At 31.9% G+C, this 15,139-nt stretch carries 11 protein-coding genes and 1 rRNA gene; 9 read left to right on the top strand and 3 right to left on the bottom strand.

Annotation, left to right across the window (positions count from 1 at the left end):
* Window positions 1-77, top strand: a 5S ribosomal RNA gene (gene rrf / locus ABD766_RS14960); the annotation flags it as partial.
* A 205-nt stretch (window positions 78-282) separates the two neighbouring features.
* Here rrf and ABD766_RS09740 read toward each other — a convergent pair.
* From ABD766_RS09740 to ABD766_RS09730, 3 genes are all read right to left on the bottom strand, one after another.
* Window positions 283-522, bottom strand: coding sequence for a 2'-5' RNA ligase family protein (locus ABD766_RS09740; protein ID WP_344816495.1), 240 nt, complete (start codon window positions 520-522; stop codon window positions 283-285).
* Between the two features lie 164 nt (window positions 523-686).
* Window positions 687-1,331 (bottom strand): endonuclease III domain-containing protein, encoded by a 645-nt coding sequence (locus ABD766_RS09735; protein WP_344816494.1) that lies wholly within the window; start codon window positions 1,329-1,331, stop codon window positions 687-689.
* A 2-nt stretch (window positions 1,332-1,333) separates the two neighbouring features.
* Complete coding sequence (locus ABD766_RS09730) at window positions 1,334-2,197, bottom strand: alpha/beta hydrolase (protein ID WP_344816493.1); 864 nt, start codon at window positions 2,195-2,197, stop codon at window positions 1,334-1,336.
* A gap of 77 nt (window positions 2,198-2,274) precedes the next feature.
* On the opposite strand from ABD766_RS09730, the gene ABD766_RS09725 reads away from it, so the two are divergent.
* The 8 genes from ABD766_RS09725 (at window position 2,275) to ABD766_RS09690 (ending at window position 14,932) form a co-directional block, all read left to right on the top strand.
* Complete coding sequence (locus ABD766_RS09725; RefSeq protein ID WP_344816492.1) at window positions 2,275-4,215, top strand: alpha-1,4-glucan--maltose-1-phosphate maltosyltransferase; 1,941 nt, start codon at window positions 2,275-2,277, stop codon at window positions 4,213-4,215.
* 23 nt (window positions 4,216-4,238) lie between these two features.
* Window positions 4,239-5,861, top strand: a complete 1,623-nt coding sequence (locus ABD766_RS09720) for a maltokinase N-terminal cap-like domain-containing protein (RefSeq protein ID WP_344816491.1) — start codon at window positions 4,239-4,241, stop codon at window positions 5,859-5,861.
* Between the two features lie 41 nt (window positions 5,862-5,902).
* Window positions 5,903-7,234, top strand: coding sequence for an RCC1 domain-containing protein (locus ABD766_RS09715; protein WP_344816490.1), 1,332 nt, complete (start codon window positions 5,903-5,905; stop codon window positions 7,232-7,234).
* 13 nt (window positions 7,235-7,247) lie between these two features.
* Window positions 7,248-9,152 carry a 1,4-alpha-glucan branching protein GlgB gene (gene glgB / locus ABD766_RS09710; RefSeq protein WP_344816489.1) on the top strand — a complete coding sequence of 635 codons (1,905 nt, stop codon included), beginning with the start codon at window positions 7,248-7,250 and terminating at the stop codon, window positions 9,150-9,152.
* Window positions 9,153-9,315: 163 nt separating this feature from the next.
* Entirely contained in the window at window positions 9,316-11,715 is a 2,400-nt protein-coding gene (locus tag ABD766_RS09705; protein ID WP_344816488.1) for a glycoside hydrolase family 31 protein, read from the top strand.
* A 33-nt stretch (window positions 11,716-11,748) separates the two neighbouring features.
* Window positions 11,749-12,567, top strand: coding sequence for a M48 family metallopeptidase (locus ABD766_RS09700; RefSeq protein ID WP_344816487.1), 819 nt, complete (start codon window positions 11,749-11,751; stop codon window positions 12,565-12,567).
* A gap of 73 nt (window positions 12,568-12,640) precedes the next feature.
* Window positions 12,641-13,936 (top strand): MFS transporter, encoded by a 1,296-nt coding sequence (locus tag ABD766_RS09695; protein WP_344816486.1) that lies wholly within the window; start codon window positions 12,641-12,643, stop codon window positions 13,934-13,936.
* Between the two features lie 48 nt (window positions 13,937-13,984).
* A complete protein-coding gene (locus ABD766_RS09690; protein ID WP_344816485.1) occupies window positions 13,985-14,932 on the top strand; it encodes a DUF6252 domain-containing protein in 948 nt (315 codons plus the stop codon).
* Window positions 14,933-15,139: the final 207 nt, after the last annotated feature.

Genomic DNA, 15,139 nt, shown 5'->3' with positions numbered 1-15,139 from the left:
CCATTCCGAACAGAGAAGTTAAGCCCGATTGCGCAGATGGTACTGCATAACTGTGGGAGAGTATGTCGCCGCCTTCTTTTTGAAAACCTCTATCATTTATTTGATAGAGGTTTTTTGTTTTATATCAAGTTTATAAAAAATACACTCTATTATTTATCAAAATAGATTGTTTCTATAATATCTGAATATTGTTTTGTTTTCTCATTGAATTTTCTAACATGAATAGAATCACAAATAAATTCAAAATTAATTTCTTAGTATTAAATTGTTCTTGAACTTTTTTTATTTTTTCAAATCTAACCCTCTAGCTACAGTCATGTGAGCATGAGTATTTTTAATATCAAAACCTATTGATTTATGCATATCAATAATAATATTGTTAAGATATAGTTGCGATTTTTCATCTGGTGAAATAAAAAAGGTATGGTGACTAAAAGAATCTAAAGAATCAAATCTAACTTTTTGAGGAATGATAGTTTTACAAAAATCTCTTATTTGGTTTATGTAAAGCCCTAATGTCAATTGGTTTTCAAGATTTATTATGTAATATGCGCATCAGAATTTGCACATCCAAACCAACCAATAATATCTTTTAAGGATTTTTAAATGATTTTATTAAATTTTGTTGTCCTATAGTTGGAATAATAACTAAAGAATATAGTGGAATTGCTTTCATATTTATTTTTTTAAATTGTTTTTAATGAATATTGACAATTATTTTGAATAGCACATTCTGAACATTTAGGATTAGTCGGACGACAAGTTTCTCTTCCTAAAAATGAAATTGCCATTCCAATTTCGCCCCAAATTTCCTTTGGTAGTAATTGCATTAACTGTTTTTCAACTTTGTTACCATCTTTAGCTTCCTCACAAAGACCAATTCTTGGTACAACTCTTATAACATGTAAATCTACAATTATGCCTTCAGATGTAACTTTCATTTCTCGCATAATCACATTTGCGGATTTTCTTCCAATTCCTTTTAAGGCAGTTAAATCGTTAAGATTAGTTGGAATATTTTTATCGCTCTTTAATGTTTGAGCAATTTCAATTAACCAACTTGATTTGGTATTGAAGTTTCTAACTTTGCTTACATAAGGTAATAAATCTTCAATTGTTGCAGTTGATAATGCTTCCAAATTTGGAAATTCTGAAAAAAAAGCAGGTGCGATTTTATTAATATTTGCATCTGAATCTTGAGCAGATAAAATAACGGCTACCATTAATTGATATAGATTTTCATAATCTAAAGGATGCTTTTTACCTTTATATTTATCAATTAGCGGTTGCAATTTCTCAGCCCAATCATTTGTGCTATCAAATAATTCCATAATTATTCTTTTATAAATTCAACAATTCGTTTTATTACTTCTGTATTTCCTAAAATTTTTCGATGACCTAAGTTTTTGGTAATCATCAATTCTGAAATATTCAAGTTTTCTTTAATGTTATAAGCTACTTTAACATTTACATCAACATCATTCTCATCATGAATTATTAAAACAGGAATTAAAACTTCTTTTGCTGCATTTGAAGCTGAATAATAATTCATTTCAACTCCATATTTTTTTTCAAAATGCTCTCTTAATTTAATTCCAATTTCAGGATTTAATTCCAACTTCTTAATAAAATCATCAATTATGTCTTGAATAATATCTCCACTCCCAATAATAACTACTTTTCTTATTTTCAGTTTTTCTCTAATGGCATTTAAAATGGACATTCCTCCAAGTGAATGACCAATCGCAAATTCAAATGGTCCAAATTGTTTTTCCAATTCTAAAATAGAAGCAATAAATTCAATCATTATTGATGAATTCCCTTTGGATTTTCCATGTGCTGGTGCATCAAAACTAATTGTCGAATATCCCAAATTCAATAACTCATCTGCAATCTTAACTAATTGAGTTCCTCTGCCAGACCAACCGTGAACTAATAAAATTTTCTTTTCACTTTTTCCATAATGATAAACCACAATTTCCTTATTTATAGAAGGAACGAAAACTATTTCTTGAACACTTTCTTTATCCATATGAAATTCGCGTTTCGGAATTTTATGTTTTATTGGTGTGGTAAATAATTTTGCAGTAAACTTTGTTGCTAATTTTGGTGAAATTGCCACAAATAATTTAGCGGTTATCAATATTACCTTCGGAATTTTCAATGTTTGGTCTTGTATTTCTTTATTTTTTGACATTTCAATAAATTTTAATGCAAGTTACTTTATTTTATCTTTTTTTCTTAAATTTAGACATCAATAAATTAATCTGAAAAATGTTAAATCAAAAACGCGTAATAATTGAAAATGTATTGCCTCAATTAGACAATGGGGCATTTTTTATAAAAAGAATTGTTGGACAAAAAGTAAACGTGACTGCTGATATTATTTCAGATGGACATGATGTAATGGAAGCGGTTGTTCAATATAAATATGAAAAGGACAAAAAATGGTCAGAAGTTAGAATGAATGCTTTGCCAAATGATGCTTTTGAAGCTACTTTTTCAGTTGAAAAACAAGGTTACTATTCTTATTTTGTTGAAGGTTGGATTGATTATGCCTTGAATTGGCAATATGGTATTGGTAAAAAAATCAACGACAACCAGCATGTTAAATCAGAATTATTAGAAGGAATAGAGTATATCAAACCTTTAGTATCAAAAGTTTCAGCTTCAGATAAAAAATATTTAAATGAAGTTGTTGATTTATTCTCAAATGAAGCTAATTATGACAAAGCTATAATTGAAGCAGTTTCTGATAAATTAAAAACTATCTTCAAAGAAAATCCAGCCAAGTTTTTAGCAAATCAAACTCAAGAATTAAGAGTTTATGTTGATCGACAAAAGGCACTATTCAGTACTTGGTATGAATTTTTTCCACGTTCTGCTTCAAAAGAAGAAGGTAAACACGGAACTTTTAAAGATTGTGAGCAGATTTTACCTAAAGTTGCTAAAATGGGATTTGATACTTTGTATTTTCCTCCTGTTCATCCAATTGGTGAAGTAAATCGTAAAGGGAAAAATAATGCAACAGACGCTCAATCTGGAGATGTTGGTTCGCCTTGGGGAATTGGTTCTAAATATGGTGGTCACAAATCGATTCATCCAGAATTAGGGACTATTGATGATTTCAAATCATTAGTCAAAAAAGCAAAATCATTAGATATTGAAATCGCAATGGACTTTGCGCTTCAAGCTGCACCAGATCATCCTTATGTTAAAGAATTTCCACAATGGTTCAAATGGCGTCCAGATGGAACTGTGCAATATGCCGAAAATCCACCAAAAAAATACCAAGATATCCTTCCAATTTACTTTGAAAGTGACGACTGGAAAAACCTTTGGAAAGAGTTATTAGATTGTGCTTTATTTTGGGTTGAAGAATGTGGAATTAGAGTTTTCAGAGTTGATAATCCACACACTAAACCATTTTATTTTTGGGGTTGGCTTATTGCAGAAGTTAAGAAGAAATATCCAAACGTATTGTTTTTAGCAGAAGCTTTCACACGTCCTAAAATTATGCACGAGTTAGCTAAACAAGGTTTCACTCAATCTTATTCTTATTACACTTGGCGAAATACTAAAGCAGAATTGCAAGAGTATTTAACCGAACTTACTCAAACCAATCAAAAGGAATTCTTCCGTCCAAATTTTTGGCCAAATACTCCAGATATCAATCCGTTTCCATTACAAGGTGCGAATGAAAGTACGCACTTACAAAAATATTTTTTAGCAGCCACATTGTCTTCATCTGTGGGGATTTACGGACCAATATTTGAATATATGGTTTCAGATGCAATTCCGGGAAAAGAAGAATATATGGATAGTGAAAAATACCAAATTCGTCTTTGGGATTGGCAAAAAGAAAATAAAATCACTATGCTAATTTCTAAAATTAACCAAATTAGAAAAGAGCAATCTTCACTACAACAAACCAATAATATTGAATTCTGTGATACTGATAACGAACAAGTTATTACCTATTACAAATTTGACGATGATAAAGAAAATGAAACCTTAATGATTGCAAGTTTAGATGCTTATTATGCTAAACAAGCTTGGATTAAATTGCCATTAAAATCTTTAGGAATTCATGAAGGACAATCTATTACAGTTATAGATTTGATTACAGGAAACAGCTATAATTGGGATAAAGAATGGAATTTTGTTGAGTTGCATCCGGTTTTACCTTTTCACTTATTTAAAATTCAGAAGTAATTATTAATGATAAATTTACTGTCATGAAAAACGACAATCAAGATACTTTTACAACCACATTCAAATTTAAAAACGAATGGAAAGATGCTTTCAAAGATGATGAATTCATTAAAATATTTTCGTCTGATATTTTAGAAAACTATATCATCAACAAAAGGTGGTATGGAGGAAAAGCGAGTACTTTAAAGTACATTGAAGTCGTAGATCATTTCAAAATTACTTCTAAAAAGAATACCTATTATGGTGTTTTGCTTGAAGTGAATTTTAAAGAAGCGTTTTTCCAACATTATTTTATGCCAGTAGCTTTTATGACTACTGATGAGCTAGATACTAATACCATTATCGCTCCTGCAAAATTTGGAAATATTGATGGTTATTTGGTTGATGCTTTACACCAAGATGATTTCAGAAAGTTGTTGTTTGATAATATTGCACAATCTACCGAAAGTAAAGGATTAAAATTGATTTTTCATAAAGGCTCAAATTTGGTTGATAAGGAATATAAGTCTTCCAAATTCATGGGTGTTGAACAAAGTAATACTTCGATTATTTACAACGATGCTTTTGTGTTGAAAATTTTCCGTAGAATTTATGTTAGCACCAATCCTGATTATGAAATTAGCCGTTTCTTGACAGAAAGAATGCACTATGAAAATACGCCAGCTTACACAGGAAGTATAAATTTGGCTTTGCCGGAAGGAAATATCACTTTAGGTTTGATGCAAGAATTAGTTCCAAATCAAGGCGATGCTTGGAAATTTATGTTAGAACAAATGGATGGTGTTTTTGATAATCTTTCCAGAAAGAAAATTAAAATTGACAAACTTCCAAATGTAGAATTGTTCAAACGATTGAAAATCAATGAAATTCCACCAGAAATTATTGATTGGGTTGGTTTGAGTTTGTTTTTAAGAGTTCAGACTTTAGCATTGCGAACAGCCGAAATGCACATTGCACTTGGTAGCGACATTCACGAAACTGCTTTTACTCCAACCACTTACAACGGTGATTATACCGTTTGGTTAAAAAATCGTTTGCTTTACCAATTCCAAAATCGATTGAATATAATCGAAAATAGTTTGCATAAACTCGACGGAATGGCACTAGATTTAGCTCATCAATTCCTTGAAAATAAAAAGCTAATTCGTAAACATTTTGTAGATTTTGATTGGACTAAAATGAAATCGGAGCGCATCAGAATTCACGGAGATTTTCATCTTGGTCAAGTTTTAGTAAATGGTGATGATTTCTATCTACTTGATTTTGAAGGTGAACCAGAGAGCACCATTCGTGATAGAAAAGTAAAACAACCGCCATTAAAAGACGTTGCCGGAATGTTCCGTTCGTTTCATTACGCCATTTACGCAACCATTTTCAACAATGCCGATAAATACCCATTTGAACAAGAAGAATTGTTCAAAGCAGGTGAATTATTATTCAAATACCTAGTTGGAGCTTTCCTAGAAACCTACATCGAAAAAGCTCAATCAGGAAACTTAAACATCGGTTACAGTCACGAAATCAACTTTTTACTAAAATATTGCATCCTTGAAAAAGCAGTTTATGAGTTGGGTTATGAGTTAAATTCTCGACCACGATGGGCAGTTATTCCGTTGAGAGGTATACAAACTATTATGGGGTATTAGAAAATTTACATATGAAAAGAGTGATTTTTTTTTTAATTTATATGACTAGTTTTTACTCTTCAGCACAATGCTGGTCAAAAGTATCAGGAGGTTATAATCATACAATTGCTTTAAGAACTGATGGCACAATATGGGGCTGTGGTAATAATTCATATGGTCAATTGACAAATTTAATACCAACTTATCAAACGTCTACATTCACACTTTTAAGTAACGATACGAATTGGCAGTCTATTGCTTCTGGTAATTCTTCAGTTCATGCTATTAAAACAAATGGTACGCTTTGGGCATGGGGACAAAATGATTATGGACAATTAGGCGATGGTACAAATAGTGATAAATATATACCAACTCAAATAGGAAATAATAGTAATTGGATAGTAATTGAATCTGGTGCAGATCACTCACTTGCTCTAAAATCTGATGGTACATTATGGGCATGGGGCATGAACACCAATGGTCAACTTGGAGACGGTACAACGATAAGTCGTAATGCGCCTGTTCAAATTGGAATAGCAACAAATTGGGTTTCAGTTTCTGCTGGTCATTATCATTCAATGGCTATTAAATCTGATGGAACTTTGTGGTCATGGGGTTCTAATTCTTTTGGACAATTAGGTATCGGATCTAATATCGCTCAATTAACACCAATTCAAGTTGGTAATGCTTCCAACTGGCAATCCATTTCATGTGGAGATTATCATTCCTTAGCAATTAAAACAAATGGAACATTATGGGCTGTGGGTTATAATTATTATGGACAATTGGGAAATAATACTACTTCGAACTCTAATTTACCAATTCAAATTGGAACAGAAACAAGTTGGCAAAAGACAGAAGCTGGTTCTGAATTTTCTCTTGGTAAGAAAACTGATGGAAGCATTTGGGCTTGGGGTTCAAACTGTTGTGGCCAATTAAACAGCACCAACTATCAGTTAAATAGTCCAACAAGAATTGGCTTTGAAAATACTTGGGTATATATTAACGTTGGTTTTAATAACTCTATAGGTATAAAAAATGATAACTCATTATATACTTGGGGGAGTAATTATTTTGGACAATTAGGTATTCAGTCTTCTGGAAATAATTCAAGTAATTTAAATCTAGTTAATTGTATTGCTCTTGATAATGAAAACTTTGGAAAAAATGAGTTTGTTATTTTTCCAAATCCTGCTAAAAATGTTTTGAACATACGTTATACCTCAAATTGTGCAATTGAAAAAATTAGTATCACAGATTTAACAGGTAAAAAAATAGTGGAACAATTTGGAAACAACAATCAAATCGATATTCAATTTTTACAACAAGGAATTTATTTGTTGGAATTAAATTATGATGGAGGAAAACAGATTTATAAATTTATAAAAGAATAAAATAAACATAAAAATGAACCAAGTACAACCACATTCCTTATTCACCGATTTCGACATCGATTTATTCAAAGCAGGAAAACATTTTCAACTATACGAAAAATTAGGCGCACATCTTATTGAAGTAGATGGAGTAAAAGGTGTTTATTTTGCCGTTTGGGCACCATCAGCTCGCTCGGTTTCTGTTGTGGGCGATTTCAATTTTTGGGTACAAGGTGAACACCAACTAAACGTTCGTTGGGACGAATCTGGAATTTGGGAAGGTTTCATTCCTGGAATTGATAAGGGAACAACTTATAAATACAAAATTCAGTCTAACAATGGCGGCTTAATCACTGAAAAAGCAGATCCATTTGCTTTATACTGTGAACATCCACCGCACACTGCATCTGTAATTTGGGATTTGGATTACAAATGGAAAGATTCTAAATGGATGGAAATCCGAAAAGATAAAAACGGATTAGACAAACCATTTTCGGTTTATGAAGTTCATTTAGGTTCATGGAAACGCAATGCTGAAGGTAAGTTTTTGACCTATGTTGAATTGGCAGACCAATTGGTTTCGTATGTAAAAGAAACAGGTTTTACTCATGTCGAGTTTATGCCAATTATGGAATATCCATACGATCCATCTTGGGGTTATCAATTGGTAGGTTATTTTGCACCAACATCACGTTTTGGGAAACCACAAGATTTTATGCTTTTGGTAGATAAATTGCACCAAGCAGGAATTGGAGTAATCTTGGATTGGGTGCCATCACATTTTCCAGATGATGCTCATGGATTAGGATTTTTCGATGGTTCCAACTTATACGAACATCCAGACAGAAGAAAAGGCTATCATCCAGATTGGAAAAGTTTAGTTTTCAATTATGGACGTAACGAAGTGCGTTCCTTCTTGATAAGTAATGCTATTTTTTGGCTAAAACAGTATCATGTTGATGGTCTTCGAGTAGATGCTGTTGCGTCAATGTTATATTTAGATTATTCTAGAAAAGAAGGCGAGTGGGAACCCAACATTTTTGGAGGAAGAGAAAACTTAGATACTATTAGCTTCTTGATTGATTTTAATGAAGCTGTTTATGCTAATTTTCCAGATGTTCAAACTATCGCAGAAGAAAGCACTAGTTTTCCAATGGTTTCTCGACCAACATTCCTAGGTGGTTTAGGTTTCGGAATGAAATGGATGATGGGTTGGATGCACGATACTTTGCAATATTTTGCTAAAGAATCTGTTTATCGAAAATACCATCAAAACGACATAACTTTTTCTATGACATATGCATTTACAGAGAATTTTATGTTACCACTTTCTCATGATGAAGTGGTTTATGGAAAACATTCCATTCAAGGTAGAATGCCAGGCGATGAATGGCAACGATTTGCAAATCTTCGATTACTTTACGGATATATGTTCACGCATCCAGGAGCAAAATTATTGTTTATGGGAAGTGAATTTGGGCAAACATCAGAATGGAATTTTGAAGGAAGTTTAGACTGGCATTTATTGCAATATGGTTTCCACGATGGCATCAAAAAATGTATTACCGACTTGAATGCATTGTATAAAAGTTATCCTGCATTATATGAAAAACAATTTTCAGCAGAAGGTTTTGAATGGATTAATTATTCAGATAATGAAAATTCAGTTTTAGCTTATATTCGTAAAGGAAATAAAGAAAAAGAAAACTTAATTGTTGTATGTAACATGACTCCTGTTGTTCATGATAATTATCGCATTGGTCTTCCAAGAAAAGGAAAATTAACTGAGATTTTCAATTCTGACAATGAAGAATATAATGGAAGTGGAGTTAGTAACTCAAAACCAATAAAAATAGAGGCAACACCTTGGAATGGTAGAGAATTTTCAGCTGAAATTATTCTCGCTCCTTTAGGAATTTCAGTTTTTAAATTTTCATAATTTAACATAAGGACGCAAAGAAAATCAAAATTCCTTGCGTCCTTTTTACATCTATTTTAGATTTATCAGTAACCGCAAACGTTATCGTTAAAAACTACTTTAATTACTTTTGAAAATTCGATACTACATTCGTATTTTCGCAACTTGTCTTAAAATTAATCCTATGATTATTAATACCGAGCTTGAGTACAAAGGCGATTTATTTCCGTCACAAATTATATCTTACAAACACGAAGTAGATTCTATAGATTTTCATACTGATAATAATGTGATTCTTCGAGTTACTGTTTTACGCGACAGTATGATTCGTTTTCGTTTTACTGCCAAGGGATATTTCAGCAATGATTTTTCTTATGCTATTGATAAAACGCAATCACATGGTTATAATGTTCTTGAAGTAACTGAAGAAAGTGACCATTACAGAATTAAAACTTCTAAAGTTTATGTAGTAGTTCAAAAACACGATTGCAGAGTTGGAATTTATGAATTAGATGGAACAACAATTCTAGAAGATGAAATTGGTTTTCATTGGGAAGAATGTTATGAATATGGTGGAAACATTGTAAAAATGAGTAAAACATCTCACGATGGTGAAAGTTTTTATGGATTAGGTGATAAACCAACCAATTTCAATTTAAAAGGAAAACGTGTCGAAAATTGGGCAACCGATCAGTACGCTTTCGCAAAAGATCAAGAGCCATTATACAAAGTAGTTCCTTTTTATATAGGTCTGCATCATAACAAAGCTTACGGAATTTTCTTTGATAATACGTTCCGTTCGTTTTTTGATTTTAGTCATGAAAGAAAAGGAGTAACCAGTTTTTGGGCTGATGGTGGTGAAATGAATTACTATTTTATTTATGGCCCAAAAATGAGTGATGTAGTTACAACTTATACTCATTTAACTGGAAAACCAGAATTGCCACCACTTTGGACTTTAGGTTACCAACAATGTAAATGGAGTTATTTTCCAGAAGCCAAAGTAAAGGAAATTACAGGAAGATTTAGAGAACTTCAAATTCCATGTGATGCTATTTATTTAGATATCGATTATATGGATGGTTTCCGTTGTTTTACTTGGAATAAAGACTATTTTCCAGATCCAAAACAAATGGTAGCAGACTTAGCAAAAGATGGATTCAAAACCGTTGTTATCATTGATCCTGGAATAAAAATTGACAAAGATTATTCGGTTTATCAAGAAGCTCTAGAAAAAGATTATTTCTGCAAAAGAGCTGATGGTCCTTATATGAAAGGAAAAGTTTGGCCTGGAGAATGTAATTTTCCAGATTATACCAATCCAGAAGTTAGAGAATGGTGGGCAGGATTATTCAAAGAATTAATTGCAGAAATAGGTGTGAAAGGAGTTTGGAATGATATGAACGAACCTGCAGTAATGGAAGTTCCAACAAAAACATTCCCATTAGATGTGCGTCATAATTACGATGGGAATAATTGCAGTCACAGAAAAGCACACAATGTATACGGAACTCAAATGGCGCGTGCCACTTACGAAGGTGTAAAACGATTTGCATATCCAAAACGTCCTTTTGTAATTACTCGTTCAGCTTATTCAGGAGCACAAAGATACACTTCATCTTGGACAGGCGATAACGTAGCAACTTGGGAACATTTATGGATTGCAAACGTTCAAATGCAACGTATGTCAATTTCTGGAATGGGTTTCACAGGTTCTGATATTGGTGGATTTGCCGAACAACCATCAGCTGAGTTATATGCACGTTGGATTCAATTGGGAGTATTTCATCCATTTTGTAGAACGCATTCATCGGGTCATCACGGTGAACAAGAACCATGGAGTTTTGGTGATGAAGTAATTGATATTACTAGAAAATTCGTTGAATTACGTTATCAATTATTACCTTATTTATATACAATGTTCTGGCAATATGTAAACGATGGAGTTCCAATGTTGAAACCATTAGTATACTTTGACCAAGACGATGCTCAAACACATTACAGAACTGACGAATTTATCTTTGGAAATCAAATATTGGTTTGCCCAATTTTAGAACCAAATGCATTAGGAAGAAGAATGTATTTACCAGATGGAAATTGGTATAATTACTGGACAAATGAATTAGTAAAAGGTAAAAAAGAACTTTGGGTTGCTACTGATTTTGATCAGATTCCGATATTTATTAAAGAAGGTGCTATTATTCCTAAATATCCTGTGCAACAATATGTTGGTCAAATTGAATCTCCAGAATTGTCTCTTGAAGCTTATTTCAAACTAGGAAAAGAAAAATCTTATGTATACGAAGATGCACAAGATGGATATGACTATAATAAAGGTAGATTTAGTTATAAAACGTTTACTCTTAATGGTAAAGAAAACGAACTTTTCATAACTCAACATAAAGAAGGAACTTTTGAAACCCAATATCAAACTATTAAGATCAATTTGAAAGGATTACCATTCAAAATTAAAGGAATTGAAATAGATAATGAGAAAATCATATTCGATAAGGAATCATTGATTTTAGAAAATGGCTTGATTGTTGATAAAGATTTCACAGAATTACACTTTATTGGTGTTTAAATTTTGTAAATTTGAGTTTAATTAAAAATAATTATGAGTTATAAAAAATACACAATCGGTTTTTTGGCAGTAGCCTTAATAATTTCTTGTGCTAAGAATCCTTTTACAGGTAAAAGTACAATGGCTTTGGTGCCAAATAGTCAAATATTTCCAATGGCTTTTCAGCAGTACAATCAGTTTTTGACTGAAAATAAAGTTATTAAAAATACCGCTGAAGCAAAAAAGATTGAAACTGTTGGAACAAAAATAAAGGTTGCCGCAGAAAGATGGTTAGCTGCCAATAATCACTCAGATTATTTAAATGGTTACAATTGGGAATATAATCTTGTTGAAGACAAGTCAGTTAATGCTTGGTGTATGCCAGGTGGAAAAATTGTTTTTTATACAGGAATATTACCAATTTGTAAAGATGATGCAGGAATTGCAGCAGTTATGGGTCATGAAGTTGCTCATGCATTAGCTAATCATGGTCAACAAAGAATGAGTGCGGGTATGCTTCAACAACTTGGACAAGTTGGTGCTGCTGTAGCAGTAGGAAACCAAGATCCTCAAACGCAGCAAATGGTAATGCAAGCTTACGGAATAGGTTCACAAGTTGGAGTAATGTTGCCATTTAGCAGAAAACATGAAAGTGAAGCCGATATGATTGGTCTAACATTAATGGCAATTGCTGGTTACAATCCTGAAAATGCTGTTGCTGTTTGGGAACGAATGTCTGCACAATCTGGAGGACAAGCACCACCAGAAATTTTAAGCACACATCCAAGTAATCAAACAAGAATTGATCATTTAAAATCATTGTTACCACAAGCAAAAGCTGAAGCTGCTAAATTCGGAGTAACATTTAAATAATATTCGAGTAATAAAAAAAGAGTATATTTGAAGCTGTCAATTTTTGGCAGCTTTTTTTATTTAAAATTACATTATGGCAAATCTTCCTAAAGGACATCCTAAATTATTAAATGCTTGGGCTTTTTACGATTGGGCAAATTCCGTTTATAGCTTAGTAATTGCGTCTGCAGTTTTTCCAATTTTTTATGAATTGATTTTCAGTGATGCTAAAAAAGAGAGTGTAAACTTATTCGGTCAAGATATTAAAGCTACAGCAATGATTAGTTTTGTTACAGCTTTTGCTTTTTTGATTGTAGCAATTTGTTCACCTATACTCTCAGGAATTTCTGATTATCTTGGAAATAAAAAAGCTTTTTTACGTTTCTTTTGTTACTTAGGTGGGTCAGCTTGTATATGCCTTTATTGGTTTGATGTTGATAATTTATTTTGGAGTTATACATCTTATTTTTTTGGATTAATTGGCTTTTGGTCAAGTTTGGTTTTTTATAATTCCTATTTGCCAGATATTGCTTTCCCTGAACAACAAGATAGAGTTAGTGCCAAAGGTTTTTCTATGGGATACTTTGGTAGTACTCTACTATTGTTGATTAATTTAGGTATGGTAATGTTTCCAGATTTTTTTGCAATTGAATCATCTAAAGAAGCAATGAAAATTTCTTTTGTAATGGTTGGTGTTTGGTGGATTGGATTTAGTCATATAACCTATTATTATTTGCCAAAAGGAAACAGAAATAATGTTCCATTAACAAAAGATTTTATCTTTAAAGGTTTCCACGAATTAAATTTAGTTTGGAAACAGTTAAAACAAAACCTAGCACTTAAAAGATATTTATATAGTTATTTTGTTTTTATCATGGCTGTTCAAACGGTTATGTTGGTCGCAACTTATTTTGGAGCAACCGAAGTCAATTGGGGTTCAGATGACAAAACCATGGGTTTGATTATTAGTATACTTTTAATTCAATTGGTTGCAATTGGTGGAGCTTTTATAACTTCAAGAATTTCTGAAAAATTCGGAAACATAAATACTTTAATGGTTTTAAATGGTATTTGGGCTGTACTTTGTGCTTTTGCATATTTTGTTGAAACTCCAATTCAATTTTATGCTACAGCAGGTTTTGTAGGCTTAGTTATGGGAGGAATACAATCTATTGCACGATCAACCTATTCTAAACTTTTACCTGAAACAGAAGATACTGCATCGTTCTTTAGTTTTTATGACGTAACAGAAAAAGTTGGAATAGTAATAGGAATGACCATTTATGGAACAATAGATTTAATTACTGGTTCTATGAGAAATGCAATCGTATTTTTAGGTGTATTTTTTGTAATCGGATTAATTTTATTGACAAGAGTTCCAAGAAAATAATTTTATATATCCAAAAAATAATTATATTTGAACAAATAATTTAGCATAATGAAAAAGATTACATTTCTTTCTATTTTTACAGTTCTTTTTGCAGCATTTTCTTTTGTTTCATGTGATAATGAACCTATAGACCCAACATTGTTACAGCAAGTTAATAACAACAACGGAAATAATGGAGGTGGAGGAAATGGAGGTAATCAAACAAATGCTGTTTTTAAAGTAGATTTTGGAGGTCAAACTTGGATAGCCAATAGTACTGAAGCAGCAATGTTGCCAAACTCCATTCAAATCGCTGGACTTAAAACAACAAACGGACAAACATTTGGATTTGCTTTAAATGGAAATACTGTTGGAACTTATGATTCAACCTCCAACTTAATTGCTTACGATCCCAACAACAATTCCAATGGAGATGTTTATTGGGCTGTTAACCCAACAAATCCATCAGTTTCTGCAGGAACAGTTACCATTACCAATATAGATACTGTAAACAAAAAAATATCTGGAACATTCAGTTTTACAGGTTATTGGTCTGATTTATCAGTTTCAAATATTCCACCAATTAGTTTTACTAATGGTATTTTTACAAATATTCCTTACACAATTGGTACTAGTACGCCAACCGATTTCTTCTCGGCTAAAGTAGATGGAACTGAATTTATCGAAGATCAAATAGACGTTACAGAAGTTACAGGTTCAGGATATCCACCTTCCTATAGTATAGTTGGTTCTAAAACCAATAACGATACTGTTGGATTAAGATTTTCTAAAACTCTTGGTGTAGGAAATTACAATTTTAATGGTCCTTTTAATCAAGACTTAACAGCAACTTGCACTGCAAATGGCGTTTTGTATAACTCTGATACAGGTGCATTAACTATTACAGAAAAAACAGCAACAAGAATTAAAGGAACTTTTAGTTTAGTAGTGAAAAACCCTACAACATTACAAACAAAAACTATAACACAAGGCTCATTCGATGTCGAATTACCATAAACAATTCAATTTAAAATTTAAAAAATCCGTCGAAATGGCGGATTTTTTTTGTGGCACAATCATTGTTTTATTTAGAAAGTTGCTGTTTAAATGTTCAAATTATATTTTTCAGCACCATTTCAATGTAATACATCGATTTTAATTTATAAAATCTTTTACAAAACCTATATTTGTTACCAAATTGTAAATAATTAAATGTCATATTGA

Origin of the sequence: Flavobacterium cheonanense (assembly GCF_039539185.1) — a bacterium.
Taxonomy (GTDB): domain Bacteria; phylum Bacteroidota; class Bacteroidia; order Flavobacteriales; family Flavobacteriaceae; genus Flavobacterium; species Flavobacterium cheonanense.
The sequence above is the reverse complement of the archived record's forward strand: the minus strand, read 5'-3'. Positions and strand labels throughout refer to the sequence as shown.